The sequence below is a fragment of the Kitasatospora sp. NPDC043950 genome, from assembly GCF_056435345.1.
Map to the genome: position 1 here is coordinate 12,778 of NZ_JBWKER010000028.1, position 23,440 is coordinate 36,217.

19 protein-coding genes and 2 pseudogenes are annotated in these 23,440 nt (G+C 73.5%); 13 read left to right on the plus strand and 8 right to left on the minus strand.

The annotated features are described in order from the left end of the window. The first annotated feature begins 35 nt into the window (after positions 1-35). The 3 genes from moaA to AC07BF_RS19830 all read left to right on the plus strand — a co-directional run bounded on the left by moaA (position 36) and on the right by AC07BF_RS19830 (position 3,542). Positions 36-1,031, plus strand: coding sequence for a GTP 3',8-cyclase MoaA (gene moaA / locus AC07BF_RS19820; protein WP_363630234.1), 996 nt, complete (start codon positions 36-38; stop codon positions 1,029-1,031). 120 nt (positions 1,032-1,151) lie between these two features. Further along, positions 1,152-1,910, plus strand: coding sequence for an HNH endonuclease family protein (locus tag AC07BF_RS19825; RefSeq protein WP_478333671.1), 759 nt, complete (start codon positions 1,152-1,154; stop codon positions 1,908-1,910). 60 nt (positions 1,911-1,970) lie between these two features. Beyond that, positions 1,971-3,542, plus strand: coding sequence for an alpha/beta hydrolase (locus tag AC07BF_RS19830; protein WP_363584070.1), 1,572 nt, complete (start codon positions 1,971-1,973; stop codon positions 3,540-3,542). Positions 3,543-3,648: 106 nt separating this feature from the next. On the opposite strand, the gene AC07BF_RS19835 is transcribed toward AC07BF_RS19830, so the two are convergent. Together AC07BF_RS19835 and AC07BF_RS19840 are read right to left on the minus strand one after the other, a co-directional pair. Further along, on the minus strand, positions 3,649-6,174 hold the full coding sequence (locus AC07BF_RS19835; RefSeq protein ID WP_478333672.1) for a glycosyltransferase family 39 protein: 2,526 nt from the start codon (positions 6,172-6,174) through the stop codon (positions 3,649-3,651). A 134-nt stretch (positions 6,175-6,308) separates the two neighbouring features. Beyond that, positions 6,309-7,427, minus strand: coding sequence for an alpha/beta hydrolase (locus AC07BF_RS19840; protein WP_363584066.1), 1,119 nt, complete (start codon positions 7,425-7,427; stop codon positions 6,309-6,311). Between the two features lie 156 nt (positions 7,428-7,583). On the opposite strand from AC07BF_RS19840, the gene AC07BF_RS19845 reads away from it, so the two are divergent. From AC07BF_RS19845 to AC07BF_RS19855, 3 genes and pseudogenes are all read left to right on the plus strand, one after another. Then, on the plus strand, positions 7,584-8,534 hold the full coding sequence (locus tag AC07BF_RS19845; protein ID WP_363584064.1) for a hypothetical protein: 951 nt from the start codon (positions 7,584-7,586) through the stop codon (positions 8,532-8,534). 277 nt (positions 8,535-8,811) lie between these two features. Further along, positions 8,812-9,408 (plus strand): annotated as a pseudogene (locus tag AC07BF_RS19850) (S1 family peptidase); the annotation flags it as partial. A 213-nt stretch (positions 9,409-9,621) separates the two neighbouring features. After that, a pseudogene (locus AC07BF_RS19855) lies at positions 9,622-10,341 on the plus strand (putative Ig domain-containing protein); the annotation flags it as partial. A 78-nt stretch (positions 10,342-10,419) separates the two neighbouring features. Here the strand turns inward: AC07BF_RS19855 and AC07BF_RS19860 are convergent. Continuing rightward, positions 10,420-11,676, minus strand: a complete 1,257-nt coding sequence (locus tag AC07BF_RS19860; RefSeq protein WP_478333673.1) for an alpha/beta hydrolase — start codon at positions 11,674-11,676, stop codon at positions 10,420-10,422. A gap of 130 nt (positions 11,677-11,806) precedes the next feature. On the opposite strand from AC07BF_RS19860, the gene AC07BF_RS19865 reads away from it, so the two are divergent. Then, entirely contained in the window at positions 11,807-12,265 is a 459-nt protein-coding gene (locus AC07BF_RS19865) for a MarR family winged helix-turn-helix transcriptional regulator (protein ID WP_400844254.1), read from the plus strand. Between the two features lie 67 nt (positions 12,266-12,332). Beyond that, on the plus strand, positions 12,333-12,731 hold the full coding sequence (locus AC07BF_RS19870; RefSeq protein WP_363619026.1) for a type II toxin-antitoxin system VapC family toxin: 399 nt from the start codon (positions 12,333-12,335) through the stop codon (positions 12,729-12,731). Between the two features lie 49 nt (positions 12,732-12,780). On the opposite strand, the gene AC07BF_RS19875 is transcribed toward AC07BF_RS19870, so the two are convergent. Together AC07BF_RS19875 and AC07BF_RS19880 are read right to left on the minus strand one after the other, a co-directional pair. Beyond that, positions 12,781-13,473: an aspartate/glutamate racemase family protein gene (locus tag AC07BF_RS19875; protein ID WP_363584054.1), complete on the minus strand. Its 693-nt coding sequence runs from the start codon at positions 13,471-13,473 to the stop codon at positions 12,781-12,783. A 48-nt stretch (positions 13,474-13,521) separates the two neighbouring features. Then, positions 13,522-15,390, minus strand: a complete 1,869-nt coding sequence (locus AC07BF_RS19880) for a CocE/NonD family hydrolase (RefSeq protein ID WP_400810765.1) — start codon at positions 15,388-15,390, stop codon at positions 13,522-13,524. 325 nt (positions 15,391-15,715) lie between these two features. Here AC07BF_RS19880 and nicT point away from each other — a divergent pair, with 325 nt between their 5' ends. Further along, positions 15,716-16,837, plus strand: coding sequence for a Nickel transporter NicT (gene nicT / locus AC07BF_RS19885; protein ID WP_363584050.1), 1,122 nt, complete (start codon positions 15,716-15,718; stop codon positions 16,835-16,837). Between the two features lie 60 nt (positions 16,838-16,897). Here nicT and AC07BF_RS19890 read toward each other — a convergent pair whose 3' ends face one another. Next, positions 16,898-17,836 carry an SGNH/GDSL hydrolase family protein gene (locus tag AC07BF_RS19890; protein ID WP_363584048.1) on the minus strand — a complete coding sequence of 313 codons (939 nt, stop codon included), beginning with the start codon at positions 17,834-17,836 and terminating at the stop codon, positions 16,898-16,900. Between the two features lie 311 nt (positions 17,837-18,147). On the opposite strand from AC07BF_RS19890, the gene AC07BF_RS19895 reads away from it, so the two are divergent. Continuing rightward, complete coding sequence (locus tag AC07BF_RS19895) at positions 18,148-19,803, plus strand: FAD-binding dehydrogenase (RefSeq protein WP_363584046.1); 1,656 nt, start codon at positions 18,148-18,150, stop codon at positions 19,801-19,803. Positions 19,804-19,861: 58 nt separating this feature from the next. Here the strand turns inward: AC07BF_RS19895 and AC07BF_RS19900 are convergent, their stop codons facing one another. Then, on the minus strand, positions 19,862-20,212 hold the full coding sequence (locus AC07BF_RS19900) for an ArsR/SmtB family transcription factor (RefSeq protein ID WP_063347062.1): 351 nt from the start codon (positions 20,210-20,212) through the stop codon (positions 19,862-19,864). A gap of 111 nt (positions 20,213-20,323) precedes the next feature. Between AC07BF_RS19900 and AC07BF_RS19905 the strand changes: the two genes are divergently transcribed. The 3 genes from AC07BF_RS19905 to AC07BF_RS19915 all read left to right on the plus strand — a co-directional run bounded on the left by AC07BF_RS19905 (position 20,324) and on the right by AC07BF_RS19915 (position 22,996). Then, a complete protein-coding gene (locus AC07BF_RS19905; RefSeq protein WP_363584044.1) occupies positions 20,324-20,728 on the plus strand; it encodes a (2Fe-2S) ferredoxin domain-containing protein in 405 nt (134 codons plus the stop codon). A gap of 150 nt (positions 20,729-20,878) precedes the next feature. Further along, positions 20,879-21,133, plus strand: a complete 255-nt coding sequence (locus AC07BF_RS19910; RefSeq protein ID WP_063347060.1) for a hypothetical protein — start codon at positions 20,879-20,881, stop codon at positions 21,131-21,133. A gap of 195 nt (positions 21,134-21,328) precedes the next feature. After that, entirely contained in the window at positions 21,329-22,996 is a 1,668-nt protein-coding gene (locus AC07BF_RS19915) for a purple acid phosphatase family protein (protein ID WP_478333674.1), read from the plus strand. Positions 22,997-23,095: 99 nt separating this feature from the next. Here the strand turns inward: AC07BF_RS19915 and AC07BF_RS19920 are convergent, their stop codons facing one another. After that, complete coding sequence (locus AC07BF_RS19920; RefSeq protein ID WP_063347058.1) at positions 23,096-23,428, minus strand: YnfA family protein; 333 nt, start codon at positions 23,426-23,428, stop codon at positions 23,096-23,098. Positions 23,429-23,440: the final 12 nt, after the last annotated feature.

Here is a 23,440-nt window from a genome sequence, read left to right on the forward strand (position 1 = left end):
TGGTCCTGCGGCCCGCCGGCCCCTGTACTGGGTCGATGAACACCGCACCGCGCCCGCTGCTGGACCGTTTCGGCCGGGTCCACACCGACCTGAGGGTCTCGCTGACCGACCGCTGCAACCTGCGCTGCACCTACTGCATGCCGGCCGAGGGCCTGGACTGGCTGCCGAGGGCGCAGACGCTGGGCGACGACGAGGTGGTGCGGCTGGTGCGGATCGCGGTCGGGCGGCTGGGGATCGCCTCGGTGCGGCTGACCGGCGGGGAGCCGCTGTTGCGGCGGGGCCTGCCGGAACTGGTGGGGCGGATCGCCGCGCTGGGGCCGGAGGTGTCGCTGACGACGAACGGGATCGGGCTGGCCCGCACGGCGGTGGCGCTGCGGGCGGCGGGGCTGGAGCGGGTGAACGTCAGCCTCGACACGCTGCGCCCGGAGCGGTTCGCGCGGATCACGCGGCGGGACCGGATCGCGGACGTGTTCGCGGGCCTGGCGGCGGCGCGGGCGGCGGGGCTGGGGCCGGTGAAGGTGAACGCGGTGCCGGTGCGCGGGGTGAACGAGGACGAGATCCCGGAGCTGGCGGCCTTCGCGGTGGAGCACGGGTACCGGATGCGGTTCATCGAGTCGATGCCGTTGGACGCGCAGGGCGCCTGGGACCGTTCGGCGATGGTCACCGCCGCGGAGGTCCTGGAGCGGCTCGGGGAGCGCTTCGACCTGCTGCCCGTGGGGCGGCGGGGCAACGCCCCGGCGGAGGAGTGGCGGGTCGCGGGCACGGACGCCGTCATCGGGGTGATCGCCTCCGTGACCCGCCCGTTCTGCGGGGGCTGCGACCGGGTCCGGCTCACCGCCGACGGTCAGTTGCGCAACTGCCTGTTCGCGACGGAGGAGTCCGATCTGCGCGCGCTGCTGCGCGGCGGTGCCGACGACGACCGGATCGAGGCGGCCTGGCGGGCCTCGGTGGCCGGGAAGGGGCCCGGACACGCCGTCAACTCCGCCGGCTTCGTCCGGCCCGACCGCCCGATGTCCGCCATCGGCGGCTGACGCCCGGGGTGTGAGCTTCGACATGGTCGGCGGGGTTCGCGTGGCGTCGCCTTGACCTGCTCTCGGGGTGGCTGATCTGCTGGTTCGCCGTCAACCCGCCCCAGATCCCGGGAGTTATCCGTGCCCGCCCGCCGCACCGCCCTGTCCGCCGCCACCGTGTTCCTGATATGCGCGCTCGCGCTGGTCGGCTGGCTGCTCGGCGGCCGTGACCACAAGAGCGGCGACTCCGCCGCGCCCGCCGGGGGCCTGGGCACCAGCCCGCTGCAGAACCCGGACGGCACCAAGCCCGGCCTGGCCCCGCTGACCACGCCGGAGGAGCAGAAGGCGGGCCGGGACGTGATAGCCAAGGTCGCCACCGCCGCCGCCGGCCCCAAGGACGGCTACGACCGCAACGAGTTCGGCCCCGCCTGGACGGACAACGTCGACGGCGTCCCGCTCGGCCACAACAACTGCGACACCCGCAACGACCTGCTCGCCCGCGACGGCACCGCCGTCGAGCGCAAGGACGGATCGAACTGCGTCGTCACCGCGATGACCATCTACGACCCGTACACCGGCAAGAACGTCCAGTGGACCAAGCAGCAGGCCACGAAGATCCAGATCGACCACGTGATGCCGCTGTCCTACGACTGGCAGCTGGGCGCCGCCAAGTGGGACAAGGCCAAGCGCGTCCAGATCGCCAACGACCCGCTCAACCTGATCCCCGCCGACGGCTCGCAGAACGGCTCCAAGGGCGACTCCGGCCCGGCCACCTGGCTCCCCGCCAACACCGCCGTCCGCTGCTCCTACGCCGTCCGCTTCGCCCAGGTCTCCCTGAAGTACCAGCTCCCCGTCACCGCGGCCGACAAGCAGGCCATGCTGCAGCAGTGCGGCGGCTGAGGAATCGTTACGGCAGGTGCTGGTGTGACGGCAGCGGGCGCCGGGTGGTATTCGTGGGCGGTGCACTCGTCGAATCCCCGGCGCCCGCTCCGCGCCCTGCTCACCGTCGCCCTCCTCGTGCTCGCCGCGGGCTGCACCGGGCCGTCGGACCCGGGCGCCCGCCGGCCCGGCACCGCGGCCGCGGCCGGGCCCCAGGACCTGGTGCCCGGCACGGCCGCCCCCGCGCTCGCGGCCCTGTACCTCCAGCCGCTGGACTGGAAGGACTGCCCGGACCGGCCCGAGCGCCCGGCCGGGGAGCCGGTTGCGCAGTGCACCGGACTCAAGGTCCCGCTGGACTACGCCGATCCGGGCGGCGAGACGATCGACGTCGCCGTCTCCCGGATCCGCGCCACCGAGGCCGACCGGCGGATCGGGGCACTGGTGCTCAACCCCGGCGGGCCGGGCAACTCCGGTGTGGACCGGGTCGTCTGGGGCTGGGAGGACTACCGCGGCACCCTCTCCGACCACTTCGACCTGGTCGGCTTCGACCCGCGCGGCGCCGGCCGCACCACCCCCGTGCACTGCCTCGACGACCGCACCCGGGACGAGTGGACCAGCACCGACGACCCCGGCTACGACCGCGGCCGGGTGCTCGCCGACGCCTGCCAGGCCCGGTACGCCACGCTGCTGCCCCACCTCTCCACCCGCGACACCGCCCGCGACCTGGACGTGCTGCGCGGCGCCCTGGGCGAACGGCGGCTCGACTTCCTCGGCAGCTCCTACGGCACCTACCTGGGCGCCCTCTACGCCGAGGAGTTCCCCGCCCGCACCGGCCGCCTCGCCCTGGACGGCGCCTTCGAGCGCAGCCTCGACCCGGTCCGGATGAACGTCGAGGCCGCCGCCGCCACCGAGACCGCGCTGCGGGACTTCGCCGCCGACTGCGCGGGCCGCGACGGCTGCCCGCTCGGCCGCGACCGCGCCGCCGCCCCGCAGCGGCTCGCCGACTTCCTGGACGGCCTGCGCGCGCACCCGCTGCCCGCCGCCGACGGCCGCCGCCTCACCGCCACCCTGGCCTGGAACGGCACCCTCGACACCCTCTACGACGGCCACCGCTCCTGGGAGCGGCTGCGCCAGGCCCTCGACCCGGCGATCACCCGCGGCGACGCCGCCGAACTGCTCGCCCTCGCCGACGGCGCCAACGGCCGCGCCGAGGACGGCGGCTACTCCACCGCGGCGGACGCCTTCGTCGCCATCAGCTGCGCGGACGCCCTGATGGCCCCCGGCACCGGGGACCTGCGCACCGACCGCGCCGAACTCGCCGCCCGCGCCCCGCTGATGAGCCGGCACGACACCTCGGCGGCGCTGTTCGCCCCGGACTGCCGCTCCTGGCCGTACCGCACCGCCGAACGGCCCGCCCGGATCCGGGCCGAGGGCAGCGCCCCGATCCTGGTGGTCGGCTCCACCGCCGACCCGGTCACGCCGTACCCGTGGGCGCAGCGGATGGCCTCCGCCCTCGCCGACGCCGTCCTGCTCACCCGGGACGGCGACGGGCACACCGGCTACGACAAGAGCGGGTGCGTGCGGGACGCGGTGGCCGCGTTCCTGGTGGACGGCACGCTGCCCGCCGCCGGGACGCACTGCCCGTCCGCCTGACGGGAGCTGACGGGGGCCGGCGGGAGCTGGCCAGGGGCAACGCGAAGGGGGCGCACCGCCGGCTGCGGTGCGCCCCCTGGGGTGGGACGGTCAGGAGGTCGGACGGTCAGGACGTCGGGGCCGTCAGGTCGTAGAAGGTGGTGGAGCCGACCGTCTTCGCGGTGAAGTGGCTCGTCACCCAGCTCTCGATCTGGGAGGTCTCCGACTCCTTCTCCCCGGTGTCGCCCCGTCCGCTCTCGGCCCCGCCGAAGCCGCGGTGGGAGCCGCCGGCGATGAACCAGTGCACCTTGCCCTCCTGGACGTACTTCTGGAAGCCGGCCAGGCTGAGCGAGGGGTCGGTGCCGTTGAAGCCGCCGAGGGCCATCACAGGCTTCCCGGTGGCGAGTTGGTAGCTGGCGGCGTTCTGCGAGCCGCTGGTGGCGGCCGCCCAGGTGTACTGGTCGGCGTTCTCCTTGAGCAGGGCGGAGGCCTCCTCGCTCACCTTGGTGCCGCCGAGCAGGCCGCCCATGCCGCCCGCGCCGCCCATGCCGCCCGCTCCGGGGCCGCCCGCGCCGCCCGGGCCGAAGGCGCCGGGATCCTCGCCGCTGCCGGGGTTGCCGGTGTCGGGGTTGCCGGTGTCGGGGTTGGCGCCCGTGCCGCGCTCGCGGTGACCGTTGCCGCCGCCCGGGCCCTTGCCCGAACCGCCGCCCGGCCAGCCGCCGTTGCCGCCGTTGCCGCCGTTGAAGCCGCCCTGGCCGCCGTTGCCCCCGCCGTTGAACCCGTTGCCCCCGCCCTGGGTGCCCGGCCGGCCGCCGTTCTGCCCGCCGCCCCCGCCGGGGAAGCCGGGTGCGCCGCCGTTCTGCCAGCCGCCGTTCTGCCCGCCGCCGTTCTGGCCGGGCTGGAACGCCCGCCCGTTGCCCGGGAAGCCCTGCCCGCCGTGCCGGCCGCCGCCGCCCGGGCCGGAGGCGCCCTGGACGGCCGGCCCGGCCGTCACGATGGAGCCGCTGTGCGCCGTGCCGACGGTGTCCACCGCGTACGCGGCCGGCCCGCCGAGCGCCGCCGCCAGGCCGAGCAGGCCGGCGACCGAGGCGATCCGGGCCCCGAGCCGCCCGTCGGCCCGCCCGGCCAGCTGTCCGGCGACCAGCGTGGCCGCCGCCACCAGCCCGCCGACCAGCACCGCCCAGCGCAGCCAGGGCAGGAACTCCGCGCTCCGCCCGAGCAGGACGAACGCCCACACCGCCGTCACCGCGAGGGTGCCGGCCAGCACCAGCGCCCACGGAAGCCGGTGCCGGGCCCGCCACAGGCCGTCCACGCCCATGCCGACCAGCGCCGCGACGGCCGGGGCGAGCGCCACCGTGTAGTACTGGTGGAAGATCCCGGACATGAAGCTGAACACCAGCGCGGTGGACAGCATCGCGCCGCCCCAGACCAGGAACGCCGCGCGGGCGGTGTCGGTGCGGGCGTAGCGGCGGGTCGCCCACAGGGCGGCGACCAGCAGGATCAGCGCGGCCGGCAGCAGCCAGGCGATCTGTCCGCCGATGTCGCTCCCGAACAGCCGGGTGAGGCCGCTCTGGCCCCAGCCGCGGCCGCCGCGCATCGCCCCGGCCGGCAGGTCGAGCCCGGCCGGGAGCCGCCCGCCGCCGCCGACGCTGCCGGTCTCGTCGCCGTTGATCCGGCCGAGGCCGTTGTAGCCGAAGGTGAGGGAGAGGAAGCTGTCGTCCTGCGAGCCGCCGACGTACGGGCGGGCCGAGGCCGGCAGCAGCTCGACCACCGCGACCCACCAGCCGCCCGCGACCACCATGGCCGCGCCCGCGAGCAGCAGCTGCCGCACCCGCCGCCAGAGGCCGGTGGGCGCGACGACCAGGTAGACCAGCGCGAAGGCGGGCAGCACGAGGAAGGCTTGCAGGGTCTTGGTGAGGAAGGCCAGGCCGAACATCGCCCCGGTGAACACCAGCCACCGGGTGCCCGCCGCCTCGATGGCCCGTACCAGCCCGTACGCGGCCAGGGTGAGCAGCAGGGCCAGCAGCGCGTCGGGGTTGTTGAAGCGGAACATCAGCGCCGCGACCGGGGTGAGCGCCAGGGCGGCCCCGGCGAGCAGGCCGCCGAGCGGGGAGAAGCGCCGGCGCACCGTCGCGTACACGACGCCGACGGTGGCGGCGCCCATCAGGGCCTGCGGGGCGAGCACGGACCAGGAGGACAGGCCGAAGACCCGCACCGAGAGGGCCATCGGCCACAGCGACATCGGAGGCTTGTCGACGGTGATGAAGTTCCCGGCGTCGGAGGAGCCGAAGAAGAAGGCCTTCCAGCTCTGGCTGCCGGCCTGGACGGCGGCCGAGTAGAAGGCGTTGGCCCAGCCGGAGGCGCTCAGGCCCCAGAGGTAGAGGACGACGGTCGCGGCCAGCAGTGCCAGCAGGGCCGGGCGCACCCAGCGCGGGTCGTCCGCGCGGCCGCGCCAGGCGCGGGCGGGGAGGGTGCGCAGCCGGCCGGACCAGGAGGCGGGGCCCTTGGGGCCGGTGGGCGGCAGGGGCTGCTCGGGGAAGAGCGGCGCCGGGTCCGGCCGGGCGGGGTCCGGCTGCGGCACCTCCGGCGGCGGGAAGTCCGCGGCCTCGGGCCACGGTTCGCCGGCCGGAGTGGAGTAGCTGGTCGTGGTCATGCGCCATACCGTGCGTGGTGTGGCTGAGAGGAGCGTGAGACGAGGCTGTGAGACGGGTGTGATCTGCGGGGCGTTCGGGTGATCGGGTGATCGGGCGGGCCGCCGGGGGATCGGTCAGGCGGCCTTCGGCGTGGTCAGGCGGCCTTCGGCATGGTGAGGTGCTGGCCGAGCCACTCCAGGGCCGGGGGGATCTCCCGGGTCCAGGTGTGGAAGTTGTGGCCGCCGGTGTCCAGGGTGATGGTGGACAGCTTGGTGGGGGCCTTGAAGGCGCCGACCATGGCCTGGGTGTCGGCGTAGTTGTTCTCGTCGTAGCTGGTGGTGAGCAGCAGGGAGACGGGGGCGGCCGGCTGGTTCTTCAGCCGCCACAGCAGGTCGTTCTGCTGCTTCAGCTGGTCGTTGCCGCCGAAGAGGTCGCCGGTGGTCTCGTCGTGCGCCGCGCTGTAGTAGCCGGAGAGCGCGACCGCCGCGCGGTAGGAGTCGGGCTTGCGCATCGCGAACTTGAGCGCGCAGTAGCCGCCGGTCGAGTTGCCGATCACGGCGCGGCTCGCCGGGTCGGTGCCGAGCCGGTAGGTGGTGGCGAGCGCCTTGGGCAGGTCGGTGGTGAAGAAGGTCTCCGCCTGGGGGCCGCCCGGCACGTCGACGCACTCGGTGTCCCGGTTTCCGACGACCGTGGGGCGCATCATCACCAGGACGGTCGGCGGCAGCTTCTTCTGCTCGATCGCAGTGAGGGTGGAGGCCGGGTACTGCATCAGCGAGATCAGCTTCTCCGGGGTGCCCGGGTAGCCGGTGAGCACCAGGGCCATCGGGAACCGCTGCTGCGCGTAGTCCGGCTGGAAGTACTGCGGGGGCAGGTAGACGAACGCCTCGGTGCTCAGGCCGGTCGAGGCTCCTTTGACGGCGACCTGCTGGATCAGCCCGGAGCGCTCCCGGTCGGACCCCTGGGCCGAGTAGAACTTCTGCTCGCCGGTGACGGCCACGGAGGCGTTCGGCGTGTGGTCGACGACCGTGCCCGGCTTGCCGTCGGTGCCGAGCAGGTCGCTCCAGGAGCTGTAGAAGCCGAAGTAGCCGTTGGCGATCAGGCCCATGGCGACCAGCACGGCGATCTGGGTGGCGAGGAAGGCGCCGAGCCGGCCCGTCCAGGACTTCCAGCCCTTCCCGCCGAAGCGCGGCCAGAGCCACATGGTGGCGCCGAAGACGAGGATCGCGACGAGCGAGGCGACGATCTGGAGGGGGAGTCCGGTGAGGCTGAGCACGCCCCGATCGTAGTTGACCTCGATCAGCGCCCCCGGGCGCCCCCTGCGCGCCCTCCGCGCGCCCTCGGAATCCGGTTGACCGCGCAGGGCGGGCCCGCCAGCATGGCGGCGGACACGTGCACGCTGTGTGCGCGGGGCGTCACGGGGGCGGGATTCATGAAGTCCATCACCAAGGCCGGTCTGGCCGTCGGCACGGTACTGCTGCTCGCGGCCTGCTCCAGCGGCACCGGGGGCGGCGGGGGGAGTGCCGCGGGCGGGCCGTCCACCGGCGCGGCCCCGGCCCCGCCCGCGCCGACGCGGACGCCGACCCCCACCCCGACGCCGCCGCCGTACGGCCCGGTGCTCGGCACGAACATCGACCCGGTGAACACCGCGCTCGGCCAGGTGGCCGGGGCCAAGACCCTGGGCGACCTCGACGGCGTGCTCGGCGGCATCGCCACCAGCGCGCGGACGGCCGGGCGGAGCCTGGGCCTGGCGGACGAGCCGGCCGCGGTCACCACGGCGCGGACCGAGCTGGTGGCGGCGCTGACCTCGCTGGCCGCCGACGCGACGAAGGTCCGCGGCGACATCAAGAGCAGGGGCGTCTGCGCGGTGGGTTCCGCGCAGGCCGAGCTGGGCGCCTCGGAGGGCCTGGCGGCGGTGTCGGCGGCCCTGGCCAAGATGGCGGCGGCCGGCTACCCGACGACCTTCGCCGTCCCGCAGACCCCGAAGCAGCAGTCCCGTTCGCTGGACAACGGCACCCTGGTGCGCGAGGGGCGGCTGCGCGGCCAGGGCGTGTTCAAGGTCGACAACGGCGGCAGGGGGGACGCGGTCGTCTCGCTCGCGCTGAACGGCAAGTCGGTGCACTCGGTGTACGTGACCAAGGGGCAGAAGGCCAGTATCGAGGGCGTCGAGGACGGCACGTACGAGGTGTACTTCGCGGGCGGGGTGGACTGGGACTCCGACGCGAAGGCGTTCACGCAGAGCTGCCGGTTCACCAAGTTCCAGGACACGCTGGCGTTCGAGACCGGGCGCACCGCGACGTCCTGGTCGATCACCCTCCAGCCGACGGTCGGCGGCAACGCCAAGACCGACGAGGTGGGAGCGGACTCCTTCCCGCAGCCGTAGCCGCAGCCGGAGCGGGCGGGCCGACGGGTGGACATGACGCTCCGGCGGGCGGGCACGGCCGGTGCCGTGGGGTGCCATCGCGCCCGCCCTTAACGGGCATACCGGGGCGGATGGTTGCCGCCCCGGGCCGCAACGGCCGATTGCCGTCGGCGAGTTCGGCCAATACGGTTGACCACTTGAAGTGACCATGGCACTTTCGTGCGGCGCGGGCCTCGGCGACCAGTCGTACACCCCGCGATCCCCCACAAGGAGAGCCATGTTCAAGAGACTTGCCGCGATGGCCGGCGTCGGCGCCGTCGTCGCGGGCGGGCTGACCCTCGCCGCCGTCCCCGCGCACGCCGTCCAGGCCAGCGACCTGACCTCCACCATCGCGCTGAGCAACTGCTCGGCCTCGCTGGTGCGTTACCCCACATCGGTGGCCGGCGACCGGGCCCTGATGCTCACCAACGGCCACTGCCTGCCGACCATGCCCACGGCCGGCCAGGTCATCCAGAACGCGAGCGCGAGCCGCAGCGGCACCCTGCTGGACGGCGCCGGCAACAGCCTCGGCACCGTCCAGGCCGACAAGGTCGTCTACGCGACCATGACCGGCACCGATGTCGCGCTCTACCAACTCACCGACACCTACGGCTCGATCAGCTCCAAGTACGGCGCCACCGCGCTGACCGTCAACGACACGCACCCGACCGACGGCGCCGCGATGTACATACCCTCCTCGTACTGGAAGCAGGTGTGGAACTGCTCCGTCAACGGGTTCGTGCCCACCCTGCGCGAGGACCAGTGGACCTGGCACGACTCGCTGCGCTACAGCTCCGGCTGCAACACCACGCACGGCACCTCCGGTTCGCCGATCATCGACTCCGCCAGCGGGCGGATCATCGGCATCAACAACACCGGCAACGACAACGGTGAGATGTGCACCCTGGACAACCCGTGCGAGGTCGCCGCGGACGGCACCACCACGGCCACCAAGGGCCAGAGCTACGGTGAGGAGACCTACTGGTTCACCACCTGCCTCGGCAACGGCCGGGTCATCGACCTCAACGTGGCCGGCTGCCTGCTCACCAAGCCGGCCGGCAGCGGCGCCGTCTCCGTCAGCAGCCCCGGTGACCAGTCGACCGCGGTCGGCGGTGCGGTGAACCTCCAGATCAACGCTTCCGGTGGTACCGCGCCGCTGTCGTACAGCGCGACGGGTCTGCCGGCCGGGCTGGCGATCAACGCGTCGACGGGTGCGATCACCGGTACGGCCACCACGGCGGGTTCGTCGAACGTGACGGTGACGGTGAAGGACTCGGCGGGCAAGTCGGGTACGGCGAGCTTCACGTGGACGGTGACCGGTGGCGGTGGCGGCACCTGCACGCCGGCGCAGCTGCTGGGCAACACGGGCTTCGAGACGGGCTCGGCGGCGCCGTGGACGACCAGCTCCGGCGTGGTGGACAACAGCTCCTCGCAGGCGGCGCACGGTGGTTCGTGGAAGTCGTGGCTGAACGGCTACGGTTCCTCGCACACGGACACGCTGGCGCAGACGGTGACGATCCCGGCGGGCTGCAAGGCGACGCTGAGCTTCTGGCTGCACATCGACACCGCTGAGTCGGGCAGCACCGCGTACGACAAGCTGGCCGTGTCGGTGAACGGGACCACGCTGAAGACGTACTCCAACGCGGACGCCGCGGCGGGTTACCAGCAGCGGACCTTCGACCTCTCGTCCTACGCGGGCCAGAGCGTCACCCTGAAGTTCACCGGCACCGAGGACGCCTCGCTGCGGACGAGCTTCGTGATCGACGACACCTCCATCCAGACCGGCTGACGCACCACCAGCACACCGTCCGGCCCCGGGGATCCCACACCCCGGGGCCGGACCGTGCGCGCCGGAGGCCGCCCGGTGTCACGCCCGGCGGGCGTCGGCGATCACGGCCGGGGTGGTGCCGAGCCACCAGGTGGGGTTGGCGGTGCCGTCGGTGGTGCGGCCGTCGCTGTGGACGTAGTGCCGGACGTCGCGGCCGGGCTCGGCGAACTCGCCGTTCAGGGCGCGTTCGACCCATTCGGCGCCGAAGCGGAAGACCTCGGCGGCGGTGCCGCCCAGCGGGTGGAACTCGTTCTCGTAGACGCGCATCTCCTTGGGCGCGCGGATGCGCTCGTAGTTGGCCAGGGCCTGCTCCAGCACGGTGAGTTCGTCGAACTCGCCGATGCCGTAGACGACCGGGCAGGCGATCTCCCGGACCAGGTCGCCCAGCGGCATCCGGGCGACCAACTCGGTGTCGAAGGCGTCCTCGTCGGTGTAGCCGGCCATGTACATGTAGTTGTTCTTGAAGGTCGGCTGGGCGCGCTCGAAGATGGTGGTGAAGTCGCCGGTGACGGCCTCGAAGGCGGCCAGCGCGGCGAGGCGGCGGTCGGTGGCGGCGGCGCGCGAGCCCCAGTAGCCGCTCATCGAGATGCCGAACATGCCGATGCGGGCCGCGTCGACCTCGGGCAGCGAGGCCAGGTGGTCGATGTAGCGGCTGATCGCGCGCTCGTAGTTGGTGAGGTCGACGGTCAGCCCGTTGGCCCGGCTCTCGCCCTGGCCCGGACCCTCGATGGACAGGGCCACGATGCCGCGCGAGGTGTAGTACCGCTCCGCCGCGTAGATGTAGTCCTCCTTGATCATGTCCATCCCCGGGCCGAGGATCACCGCGGGCGCATTGCGGACCTCACCGGCCGGCAGGTGCAGCAGGGCGAAGATCTGCTTGCCCTCGAAGTCGAGGACGACGCGGCGCACCCGGTTGCCACGCAGCGCGCCCAGGCGCTCCACGCAGTGGTTGGCGTGCTCGCGGAAGGCGAGCTTGCGCGGGTCGGCGGCGTCGAAGATCGAGTACTGCGCGCGGCCCCACATCACCGAGGCGCGCACGTAGAGGTCGGCGGCGGTCTGGGCGAAGCCGCCGCGCTCGTGGTGGGCGGCGCGCTCCTCGGCCTGCCCGGCGATGGTGGCCCAGGCCTTGGGCAGCATCACGCCGCTCTGCACCAGCGCGAAGACCTTGTCGAAGTCGGTGTGGTCGTGGCCGAGCTGCTCCAGGGTGCCCTTGGCCTGGGGGTGCAGGGCGTCGAAGCCGCCCTGGGCGAGGGCGATGTCCAGGGCCCAGTTCTGTCCGGTCGAACGAACGGTCATGACGGGTGTCCTCCGTGTCGATAGGGGGCTCGGTGGCTGTGCCGCCGAGTCGCTAAGTACTTATCTATTAAGTACTTAGGATATTCTGTTGTCAACCCGACCGTCGATACGAGCCGCGGAGGCCGCCCCCATGTCGCAGCCCCAACCCACCCCCGCCCGCGAGCAGGCCCTCGACCAGCTCGCCCGCGCCGCCTACAGCCTCAGCGCCGCCGACTCCCGACTGCGCGGACGCGCCACCCGCACCCCCGGCGCGCTCTCCCTCACCCACGCCCGGGCCCTGCGCGTCCTGGCCGAGACGGGCCCGCTGTCGATCGGCCAGCTCGCCGCCGCCACCGAGACCACCAGCGCCGCCACCACCCAGCTGGTCAACAACCTCGCCACCGCCGGCTACGTCACCCGGGAACGCCCCCCGGGCGACAAGCGGTCCGTCCTGGTCGCCCTCACCGACGCGGGCCGGCGCCGCCACGACGAACGCCAGACCACCCTGGCGCAGGCGCTCGACACCGCACTGGCGCACCACGACGCCCCCGCCCTGGACGCCGCGACCGACGTGCTCCGGCAGTTGGTCGCCATCTACGACCGGCTCTGACCGGGAGGGCCTACCCTGCGGAAGGCGCGGCAAGGTCGCGCGAGGCCCTTCCTGGAGGCGAGCGCCCGTGACCAAGTACGTGATCGCGCCGGCCGTGGCGCTGCGCCTGGCCGGCGAGCGGGCCGTCATCCCGCAGGAGCACCGGCTGCTGGCCCCGACGCTGCTCCGCTCGCAGGTGCTGTCGCTCCTCTACCAGGCCGTCCGCCAGGGCGGGCTGACCAGGGCGGAGGCCGACCGCCGGCTGGACTACCTGCGCGCGTTGAGGATCCGGCTCCTCGGGGACCGCGTCCTGCAGTCCACCGCCTGGGGGATCGCCGAGCGCCTCGGCTGGCCCGACACCCTCGACGCCGAGTACATCGCGCTGACCCGGCTTCAGGCCGACGCGTTCATCACGCTCGACCTGGAGGTCGCCCGCGCCGCCGAGGAGCTGGTGGCCGTCGCCCCCGTCGAGGCCCTGACCGCCTAGGGCGCGGCCTCCGCCGACCCGGCGCGAGGGCCCCCGACCCGCCGGGCCGTCACGGGGCCAGGGCGGCGGTGACGGCGGCTTCGGCGTGCAGGCGGGTGGTGGGGAAGGTGGGGACGGGACTGTCCTCGGGGCGGACGAGCAGTTCGATCTCGGTGCAGCCGAGGATGACCCCCTGGGCGCCGGCGGCCACCAGTTCGTCGATCACCCGGCGGTACGCCGCGCGGGACTCCTCGCGGACCAGGCCGAGGCACAGCTCCTGGTAGATCACCCGGTGGACCAGGGCGCGGCTGTCGGGGCCGGGGACGAGGACGTCGAGGCCGTGGGCGGCCAGCCGGCCGCGGTAGAAGTCCTGTTCCATGGTGAAGGCCGTGCCGAGCAGCCCGATCCGGTGCAGTCCGGCGGCCCGGACGGCGTCCGCGGTGGCGTCGGCGAGGTGCAGCAGCGGGACGGGGGTCGCGGCCGCGACCTGGTCGGCGACCTTGTGCATGGTGTTGGTGCAGATCAGCAGCAGTTCGGCGCCGGCCGCCTCCAGGGACCGCGCCGCGCCGGCCAGGATCTCGCCGGCCTCGGTCCAGCGTCCGTCGGCCTGGAGCCGTTCGATGGCGGCGAAGTCGACCGAGTACAGCACGAGCGGCGCGGAGTGCAGGCCGCCGAGGCGGTCGCGGGTGAGTTCGTTGAGGAGGCGGTAGTACTCGGCGGTGGATTCCCAGCTCATGCCGCCGATCAGGCCGAGGGTCTTCATGCCGCCATTTATAAAGCAATAAGGGAATTGAAAGCAAAGGTATAAGGATTACTTGGAATCGCCCTGCGGAATCCAGCGCGGCACGCGGTGCTGCCATTCCCGGGCGAACACCACCGAACCGGCCTCCAGCGCGCGCAGCTGCACGATGCTGAGGAAGTGCCCGGCGTCGCAGCGCAGTTGGGTGCGGGTCTGGACGGTGACGTCCCAGCCGATGTCGGGGCGTTCGAGGCGCACGGTGTGGTCGGTGCGGGCCTGCGCGCTGAGCGGGGCGTCGGTGAGCACCCGGTAGGCGGTGACGGTGTGCTCGTCGCGGACCAGGCCGTCGGGGTGGGTGCGGCTGCCGTCGGTGGCGGGGGAGAGTTCGGCGCGCCATTCCCGGCGGCCGATGTCGTGCACGGTGACGTGCTCGGGCCGGGCGGTCAGCGGCTCGGTGCGGTGGATGTCGAGCGGCTCGGGCAGGGCGGGGGCCTCGAAGGCGACGGGGGCGGCGCCGACGTCGGCGGCGAGGTGCCGGGTGGGCAGGGTGAGGGCGGAGCGGGACGGGTCGAGCGCGTAGCCGGCGTCGTCCGGGGTGGGCCACACCCACGGCCAGTAGACCGAGGAGAGGGCGAGCCGCAGCCGGTGCCCGGCCGGGAGGGTGCCGGCGCAGGCGGCGAGCTCGACGTCCGCGTCGGGGCCGGTGGCGACCAGGACGCCCCGGGTGAGCAGCGTGGAGGTGCCGTCCGGGCCGACGGCGCAGAGCCGGGCGGTGATCTGGGCGGGCGGGCCGCCCTCGCGCAGGCGCAGCCGTACGGTCGGGGTGCCGAGCACTTCGACCGGTTCGGGCAGCGGGTGGGAGTCGAAGCAGACCGAGCGGCCGTCCTCCTCGCGCTGGTCGGGCGGCTGGTCGGCGGGGCGGCCGCGCGGGACGTAGGCGCCGGCGTTGAGGCCGGTGTGCTGCGGGGAGCGGACGCGGACGTGGCGGTCGTCGGAGGCGGTGCCGGCGGTGCGCAGCGGGCCGTCGAGGCCGTAGTGGATCTCCCGGACGTCGGGGGAGGGCCAGGTCTCCTCGCCGGTCCAGCGGGTGCCGATCCAGCTGCGCAGGGCGGGCTCCGCCAGGGCGCCGGTGTCGAGGTCGCGCAGCCAGTGGTCCCACCAGCGCAGGGTCTCGGGGAGGGTGTCCTCGGGCAGGCCGTGCGGCCAGGGGCCGAGCAGGGCGCGGGCGGTGGGGGAGGTGGCGAGCAGGCGCAGCACGAAGGAGCAGGACGGGTCGCCCCAGCCGGCGACGGCGAAGGTGGGGGCGGGGACGGGGACGGTGGTCTCGCCGGCGGCGAGCCAGGCGTCGACGGGCGGGTCCAGGGATTCGAGGCGGGCCAGCCAGTCGGTGCGCCAGGCGTCGCCGACGTGCCGGGGGTCGGGCGGGAGGGCGGCGTCGGCGACCAGGGCGGTGAGCCGGGTGTGCAGGTCGGCGGCGAGCAGGGCGCCGCCGAGGCGGTGGCCGCCTTCGGGGCAGACGGTGACCACGGCGCCGACGGTGTCGGGGGCACGGGCCGCGAGCAGCAGGGCGGTGGTGCCGGCGGCGCCGACGCCGAGCAGGCCGACCCGGCCGCTGCACCAGGGGCGGCGGGCGAGCCAGTCGAGGACGGCGGCGCCGTCGTCGAGCTCCTGGCCGCCGCCGGGTTCGCCGGGCAGGCCGTCGGAGTTGCCGTGGCCGCGGGTGTCGACGCGGACGGCGCCGTAGCCGTGGCCGGCGTACCAGGGGTGGCGGCGGGCGTCCTCGGCGGCGGTGCGGTCGGTGAGCCGGCCGGCGGAGTACTCCAGCACGGCGGGGACGGGTTCGTCGCTGACCGGGCGCCACAGCCGGGCGGCCAGCCGGGTGCCGTCGGGCAGCGGGATGCGGACGTCCTCGCGGGTGGTGCGGAAGGGGTAGGACGGCATGGCCGCTCCCATCGGATCCCGGGCCGGTGAGCGCCGGAGGGCCCGCGGCGCGTACGGGGAGCGCGCCGCGGGTGTCGGCATCTCGACCCTAGGGGAGGAATCGTCCGATTTCCTGACGAAGGCTGCGCGGCGGTCGCGGTCCGCCGGTCGGCGCGGCCGGGTGGAGCCCGGCGCGAGCGGGCGTGTGCCCGCCGCCGTACGCCCCCCGTCCGCGCCCGCGTGCCCCTGTTCGCCGCGGTCCGGCATTTGCACATGACTTGCAACTGCTTCCCCGAGGGGGGAAAGATGGCCCAGCTTCGCCCGGACCACCCGAAAGGACCACAGGATGTCCAGCCCCGCCGCAGGTGCCTCGCCCGTCAGATGGCGTGACCGGCTCACCCGGGAGGAGTGGATGCGCCTGGCCGGGATGGGCGGTTTCATCCTCGTGCTGCACGTCGTCGGCTGGTTCACCCTGCTCGCGCTGGTCGCGCCCGAGCACTACGACGTCGGCGGCCAGGTGTTCGGCGCGGGCATGGGCCTGACCGCCTACACCCTCGGGATGCGGCACGCCTTCGACGCCGACCACATCGCGGCGATCGACAACACCACCCGCAAGCTGATGGGCCAGGGCAAGCGGCCCCTGTCGGTCGGCTTCTGGTTCTCGCTCGGGCACTCCTCGATCGTCTTCGGCCTCTGCGCGCTGCTCGCCTTCGGCATCCGCTCGCTCGCCGACCAGGTGGAGGCGGACGACTCGACCCTGCACACGATGACCGGCCTGATCGGCACCACCGTCTCCGGGACGTTCCTGCTGCTCCTCGGCCTGATCAACCTGGGCGCCTTCAACGGCATCCTCAAGGTGTTCCGCCGGATGCGCGTGGGCGAGTACGACGAGGCCGAGCTGGAGCGCCAGTTGGAGCGGCGCGGGCTGATGAACCGCATCCTCGGCCGGGTGACCAGGGCCGTCACCAAGCCCTGGCACATGTACCCGGTCGGCCTGCTGTTCGGCCTCGGCTTCGACACCGCGACCGAGGTGTCGCTGCTGGTGCTGGCCGGCGGCGCGGCCGCGTTCTCGCTGCCCTGGTACGCGCTGCTCACGCTGCCGATCCTGTTCGCGGCCGGGATGAGCCTGCTGGACACCATCGACGGCTCGTTCATGAACTTCGCCTACGAGTGGGCCTTCTCCAAGCCGGTCCGCAAGATCTACTACAACCTGACCGTCACCGGCCTGTCGGTGCTGGTCGCGCTGGTGATCGGCCTGGTCGAGCTGATCGGCCTGCTCGGCGAGAAGCTGGACATCACCAGTGGCCCGATCGCCTGGATCGGCGGGCTGGACCTCAACTTCGTCGGCTACGCGATCGTCGGCCTGTTCGTGCTGACCTGGGTCGGGGCGATCGCCTACTGGAAGTTCGGCAAGGTCGAGGAGAAGTGGTCGGCCGGCCTGGCCGCCGCGGCCGCCAAGTCGGAGTAGCGATGGGGCGGAGGGGGCGGTGACCGGAGTCCGGTCGCCGCCCCCTCGGCGTTCCGGGGCCTACCGCAGCGCGGCGAGCACCGCGTCCGCCATCACCTTCTCGCCGGTGGCGTTCGGGTGGAACGGCACGGCGGGCGAGCCGGGCAGCGCGCCCTCGATCCAGCGGTCGTCCGAGCACACGTCGTGCCCGGCGGTGGGCGTGGCGGTGTCGACGTACGTCGCGCCGCCGGCCGCCGCGGTGCTCCTGAGCGCGGCGTTCAGCTTGTCGAGCACGCCGTGCATGTACTCGACGTCGCCCGGGGTCACGGGCTGGCGCAGGATGCACGAGCGGCCGTCGGCGGGCAGCACGGACGGGTAGCCGACCAGCAGCACCCGGGCCCGCGGCGCCTTGGCGTGGATGCGCCGCAGCGTGTCGGCGACCTGCGGCGCGATGCTGCCGGTGATCCGCTCGGCCAGGTCGTCGTCGCCGTACTGCCAGGACCAGCTGCGCCAGTCCCAGTAGCCGTGGTGGTAGACGTCCTTGCAGGGCGTGCCGAGCGGGTTGACGACCGCGCCGGCGATGCAGGTGGCGACGAGTTCGCCGAGGCCGAGGTCGCTGGCCGCGAGGTCGTTGCCGCCGATGCCGAGGGTGACCAGGTCGGTGTCGGGGGTCACCGCGTCCAGCTGCGGGTCGTTGACCCGGATGAAGGCGTCGTACTGCGGCTGCGTCATGGCCTTGACCTTGGCGGCGGCGCAGGTGACGTCGGTGTACGCGCCGGCCTTGAGGGCGGCGGCGACCAGGTGGCCGTAGTTGCGGTCGGAGCGCAGACACAGGCCGGCCGACTGGCCGGGCACGCCCGCGCCGGCGGCGTAGGAGTCGCCGAGCGCCACGAGGTGCTTGGGCGCCGGGGTGGCGGCCTGGGCGCTGGTGGAGGTGAGCGCGAGGGCGGCGCCCAGTGCGACGGTGGCGAGTGCGGTGGAGCTGCGCAGGCGTCGGGGTTTCCGGGCAGGGGGGAGCACGGTTCCTCCTGGGGGGAGAGAAACGACGGGTGGGGGTCGTGCCGGGCCGCGGCTACTCGCAGGTAAGTTACTTGTTGGTTTCGTGGACGTCCATGCCGTGCGCGGAAATTTCCGAAATTCCGTCAGATCGCATTTCGCATTTCGCTCCGCCGTGTATCGAGGACATTTCCGAAACGGTGTGGAGCGGAATTGCCGCAGTCGGTTGTTACCGGCCGGTTGACCGGACGTCACCGCAGGCCGCAGTATCGGGCGCACAGCGACGGCGCCCACCCCGCGCGCGCCGTCCCGCTCGCCGCGACGGAGGACTGCGCATGGCCCTAGACGCCGACGTCATCGTCATCGGAGCAGGACTCGCCGGACTCGCCGCCACCGCCGAACTCGCCGACGCCGGACGGAAGGTGATCCTGCTCGACCAGGAGCCCGCGGCCTCGCTCGGCGGCCAGGCGCACTGGTCCTTCGGCGGCCTCTTCCTGGTCGACTCGCCCGAGCAGCGCCGGATGCGGATCCGCGACTCGCACGCCCTGGCCCGTCAGGACTGGTTCGGCACCGCCGGCTTCGACCGGCCCGAGGACGCCTGGCCGCGCCGCTGGGCCGAGGCCTACGTCGACTTCGCGGCCGGCGAGAAGCGCTCCTGGCTGCACGGCCTGGGCGTCCGGTTCTTCCCCGTCGTCGGCTGGGCCGAGCGCGGCGGCCTCCTCGCCGACGGCCCGGGCAACTCGGTGCCCCGCTTCCACATCACCTGGGGCACCGGGCCCGGACTGCTGGAGCCCTTCGTCCGCCGGGTCCGCGCCGCCGCCGCCCGCGGGCTGGTCGACCTGCGCTTCCGGCACCGGGTCACCGGCCTGGCCGCCACCGCGGGCGTCACCGACACCGTCACCGGCGAGGTGCTGGTGCCCAGTCCGGCGGCCCGCGGCGAGGCCAGCTCGCGCGAGGCCGCCGGACGGTTCGAACTGCGCGCCCAGGCCGTGATCGTGACCTCCGGCGGCATCGGCGGCAACCACGACCTCGTCCGCAAGGCCTGGCCCGCCCGGCTCGGCACCCCGCCCGCCAAGCTGCTCTCCGGCGTCCCCGCCCACGTCGACGGGCTGATGCTCGGCATCGCCGGCGACGCCGGCGCCAGCCTCATCAACGGCGACCGGATGTGGCACTACACCGAGGGCATCGAGAACTGGGACCCGATCTGGGCCCGGCACGGCATCCGCATCCTGCCCGGCCCGTCCTCGCTCTGGCTGGACGCGCGCGGCAACCGGCTGCCCGTCCCGCTCTTCCCCGGCTTCGACACCCTCGGCACGCTCGACCACATCATGTCCACCGGCTACGGGCACACCTGGTTCGTGCTCAACCAGCGCATCATCGAGAAGGAGTTCACCCTCTCCGGCTCCGAGCAGAACCCGGACCTGACCGGGAAGTCCGTGCGCGGCGTCCTCGGCCGCGCCCTGCCCGGCGCCCCCGGTCCGGTCCGGAGCCACCTGCGGCACGGGCCCGACTTCGTCGTCGCGAGCAACCTCGCCGACCTCGCCCGCGGCATGAACGCCAGGACCCGCGAGGCGCTGATCGACCCCGCCGAACTGCGCCGCACCGTCGAGGCCCGCGACCGGCAGTTCGCCAACCCCTTCGCCAAGGACCTCCAGGTCACCGCCGTCCACGGCGCCCGCCGCTACCTCGGCGACAAGCTGATCCGGGTGGCCCCGCCGCACCGCATCCTCGACCCCGGCGCCGCCCCGCTGATCGCCGTCCGGCTCAACATCCTCACCCGCAAGTCCCTCGGCGGGCTGGAGACCGACCTCTCCGCGCGCGTCCTGCGCCCCGACGGCGAACCCCTCCCGGGCGTCTACGCCGCCGGCGAGGCCGCCGGCTTCGGCGGCGGCGGCGTCCACGGCTACCGCTCCCTGGAGGGCACCTTCCTCGGCGGCTGCCTCTTCTCCGGCCGCACCGCCGGCCGCGCGGCGGCGGAGGCGACGGCGTAGGGGACGGTGGTGGAGGCGGCGGCGTAGGGGGCGGTGGTGGAGGTCGGTGCGTTCGGCCTCAGCGCTCGTCGGTGAGGCCCAGCCGCAGGTGCTCGACGTGGTACACGGCCTGGTCGAGGAGGGCGGCGACGTGGTCGTCGTGCAGGGAGTAGACCACCGAGCGGCCCCGGCGCTCGCCGACGACCAGGCCGAGGTTGCGCAGCAGCCGCAGCTGGTGGGAGCAGGCGGACTGCTCCATGCCCACGGCGTCGGCGAGTTCGGTCGCCGCGCGCGGGCCCTCGCGCAGTTCGGCGAGGATCAGCAGCCGGGACGGGGTGGCCAGCGCCTGGAGGGTGGTCGCGACCTTGGCCGCGTTGGAGGCGTCCAGACGCATCCGCGGTACGGCTTTCTCGGTGGTCGCGTGTCCCATGGGGGCATCCTACGGACCGCCGTCGAACCCCGGCACCCGGCAGTGGTTCTTGGCATGCCAGGTAGGCTGCGCGTGCAGCGTGCCCCGTGACCAGGAGGAGTTCCAGAGCCGATGAGCCGCCGAGACCGGGACCGCAAGCAGGCGGTCGCCTCCCCGGTGACCGTCACCGTCTGCCGGGGCTGCTGCTGCGGCACCGAGGCCAAGCACCCGGGGGTGGACCACGCCGGGCAGTACGAGCGGCTGCGGGCCGCGGTGGGTGCGGCGGGCCGGGTCCGCGCGGTCAAGTGCCTGGACGTGTGCACCCAGTCCAACGTGGTGGTGGTCGGCCCCTCCGGGGAGGGGCGGGCGGCGGGTGGGCGTCCGGTCTGGCTGGGCTTCGTGCTGGCGGACGACATGATCGACGAGATAGCCGCCTGGGTGCACGCGGGCGGCCCCGGGCTGGCCGACCCGCCCGGACTGCTCGACCTCCAGCTGATCTCGGTGTCCCGCCGGGTCCGCGAGGGCCTGGCGGAGTAGCGGACGGTGGAGCCGATCCGTCCTCATCACGGTTGGGACGCAGCGGGGTTGGCCGATCCGGCGGCCGAGCAGGATCCGCTGGACGCCGCCCTCGGCGGTCCCACTAGCATGACCGGTGGCTGCCAGCGGTTCCGCCCAGGGAGGACGACGATGACGACGGTCTGCCGCATCTGCGCGGGCACCGGCCGGACCGCCGGTCTCAGTTGCCGGACCTGTCAGGGCACCGGGACCACCGAGGTGGGCGGTGGGGGCGGAAACTGCTTCCTCTGCGACGGCACCGGGGTGTACGTCCGCTACCGGGTGGACGCGACCGGCGCCAAGCACGCCTACCGGGACGAGATCTGCCGCACCTGCGACGGCACCGGCAACCGGTCCCCCTCCACCTGGGACGAGCCCTCCGGCTGAGCGCCCCGTCCGCGGCGGCGCCGACGGTGGCTCAGGCCGTGCCGCCGGCGGGGGCCATGATCCGGGGTCGGCCCGGTGCGGGCGCGTTTCTTTACCTGATCATGGTCGAACATTGGTGTTCGAATGGGCGGCGCGCTGCGGCCCGTTCACCCCGCGTCCGTGTGCGGTCAACGCGCCGCTGGAAGAGTCCCGCGCATGGATATCCCTCACATGGGCGTACCGGCCAAGCTCGCCGACCGCATGAGCACGGCCGAGCAGCACGAGTACCTGCGGGCCCGCTTCTCCCGCCGCCGGATGCTGCGCGCCGGCGCCGTGACCGTCGGCGCCGTCGCCGTCGGCGGCGCGCTGGGCAGCGGAACGGCCTTCGCCGCGCCGGCGAGCCCGCAGCTGCTGACCGGTGCCACGACGGCCGGCGTCGACGGTTCGCTGGTCGCGCCGATCGGGCGCCACCTCCAGTTCGGCCCCGAGCCCGACACCCAGTTCCGCATCTCCTGGCAGGTCCCGGCGCCGGTCAAGAAGCCGTTCCTGCGCTTCGGCAAGACCCCGTGGGAGCTCAGCCACAAGCTCCAGGCCGAGGTCCGCACCCTGCACACCCCGGCGCTGAGCCCGAACAGCCAGCCGGTGGACCAGTACTACCTGCACGTGGCGCTGGAGGACCTGCACCCCGACACCACCTACTACTACGGTGTCGGCCACGAGGGCTTCGACCCGGCCTCGCAGCAGCAGATCTCCACCCTGCACACCTTCCGCACCGCGCCCTCCCGCGACCACCGCTGGGGCAAGGTCTACGAGCCGTTCACCTTCACCGCCTTCGGCGACCAGGGCGTCAGCTCGCACGCGGCCGGCAACGACCACGTCATCCTGGCCCAGAAGCCGTCCTTCCACCTGCACGCCGGCGACATCTGCTACGCCGACCCGGCGGGCTCCGGCACGGACCCCGACAAGTCCGTGTACAACGCCAGGACCTGGGACGACTTCCTGGTCCAGACCGAGACGGTCGCGGCGACCGTGCCGTGGATGGTCGTCTACGGCAACCACGACATCGAGGCCTGGTACTCGCCCAACGGGTACGGCGGCGAGAACACCCGCTTCTTCCTCCCGGACAACGGCCCGGACCCGCGCAAGGTCCCCGGCGTCTACACCTTCCGTTACAAGAACGTCGGCGTCATCTCGCTCGACGCCAACGACGTCTCCTACGAGATCCCGGCCAACCTGGGGATCTCGGCGAACAAGCAGACCAAGTGGCTGGAGCGCACCCTCAAGGACCTGCGCAACGACGAGACGATCGACTTCGTCGTGGTCTTCTTCCACCACTGCGCCTTCTCCACCACCGTCGCGCACGCCTCCGAGGGCGGCGTCCGCGAGGCCTGGGTGCCGCTGTTCGAGAAGTTCCGGGTGGACCTGGTCATCAACGGCCACAACCACATCTACGAGCGCACCGACGCGATCCTCGGCAACAAGGTCTCGAAGCAGGTGCCGAGCGGCGCCACCATCGAGCCGGCGAAGGACGGCGTCGTCTACGTGACCGCGGGCGCGGCCGGCCGCAGCCTGTACAAGTTCGACGTGCCGGACACCTACGAGGGGCACGAGAACCACCAGGACGAGGTGAAGACCTACTACTGGGGGAAGGGCAAGGTGAAGGTCCCCGAGACCATCCAGTGGTCGCGGGTGCGCTACACCGGCTACTCCTTCATCAAGGTCGACGTCACCCCGGCCCACCTGGGCCAGAAGTCGTCCATGAAGGTGACCGCGCTGGCCGAGGACGGCACGCAGATCGACAACTACACGATCCTGCGCAAGGTCGGCGAGGGCTGGGACTCGGACCACGACGACGACGGTCAGGGCGGCGGCTGGGGCTGGTAGTCCCCGAACCGGCTTGCCGGGCCCCGGCGTCGAGGAGTCCGCACCTCGACGCCGGGGCCCCGTGCGTGGAGAACCCCGTGCGTGGAGGGCCCAGTGCGCTCAGCGCCGGGGCCCGTACATGATCACCGCGACCCCGGCCAGGCAGACCAGCGCGCCCACCACGTCGTAGCGGGTCGGCCGGAAGCCGTCCACGACCACGCCCCAGAGCAGCGACCCGGCGACGAACACCCCGCCGTACGCGGCCAGCACCCGGCCGAAGTGGCTGTCCGGCTGGAGCGCCGCGACGAAGCCGTACCCGCCGAGCACCACCACTCCCAGCCCGGCCAGCCACCACGGCCGCTGCTCGCGCACGCTCTGCCAGATCAGCCAGCAGCCGCCGATCTCGGCGAGGGCGGCGACGACGAACAGGGCGACGGAACGCAGGACGGTCATGACCGGCAAGCC

Bases quoted from the DNA above. Each gene is read 5' to 3' on its own strand.
- moaA (WP_363630234.1), top strand. From the start codon at position 36: ATGAACACCGCACCGCGCCCGCTGCTGGACCGTTTCGGCCGGGTCCAC.
- AC07BF_RS19835 (WP_478333672.1), bottom strand. From the start codon at position 6,174: ATGACCACGACCAGCTACTCCACTCCGGCCGGCGAACCGTGGCCCGAG.
- AC07BF_RS19845 (WP_363584064.1), top strand. From the start codon at position 7,584: ATGAAGTCCATCACCAAGGCCGGTCTGGCCGTCGGCACGGTACTGCTG.
- AC07BF_RS19860 (WP_478333673.1), bottom strand. From the start codon at position 11,676: ATGACCGTTCGTTCGACCGGACAGAACTGGGCCCTGGACATCGCCCTC.
- AC07BF_RS19865 (WP_400844254.1), top strand. From the start codon at position 11,807: ATGTCGCAGCCCCAACCCACCCCCGCCCGCGAGCAGGCCCTCGACCAG.
- AC07BF_RS19875 (WP_363584054.1), bottom strand. From the start codon at position 13,473: ATGAAGACCCTCGGCCTGATCGGCGGCATGAGCTGGGAATCCACCGCC.
- AC07BF_RS19880 (WP_400810765.1), bottom strand. From the start codon at position 15,390: ATGCCGTCCTACCCCTTCCGCACCACCCGCGAGGACGTCCGCATCCCG.
- nicT (WP_363584050.1), top strand. From the start codon at position 15,716: ATGTCCAGCCCCGCCGCAGGTGCCTCGCCCGTCAGATGGCGTGACCGG.
- AC07BF_RS19895 (WP_363584046.1), top strand. From the start codon at position 18,148: ATGGCCCTAGACGCCGACGTCATCGTCATCGGAGCAGGACTCGCCGGA.
- AC07BF_RS19900 (WP_063347062.1), bottom strand. From the start codon at position 20,212: ATGGGACACGCGACCACCGAGAAAGCCGTACCGCGGATGCGTCTGGAC.
- AC07BF_RS19905 (WP_363584044.1), top strand. From the start codon at position 20,324: ATGAGCCGCCGAGACCGGGACCGCAAGCAGGCGGTCGCCTCCCCGGTG.
- AC07BF_RS19910 (WP_063347060.1), top strand. From the start codon at position 20,879: ATGACGACGGTCTGCCGCATCTGCGCGGGCACCGGCCGGACCGCCGGT.
- AC07BF_RS19915 (WP_478333674.1), top strand. From the start codon at position 21,329: ATGGATATCCCTCACATGGGCGTACCGGCCAAGCTCGCCGACCGCATG.
- AC07BF_RS19920 (WP_063347058.1), bottom strand. From the start codon at position 23,428: ATGACCGTCCTGCGTTCCGTCGCCCTGTTCGTCGTCGCCGCCCTCGCC.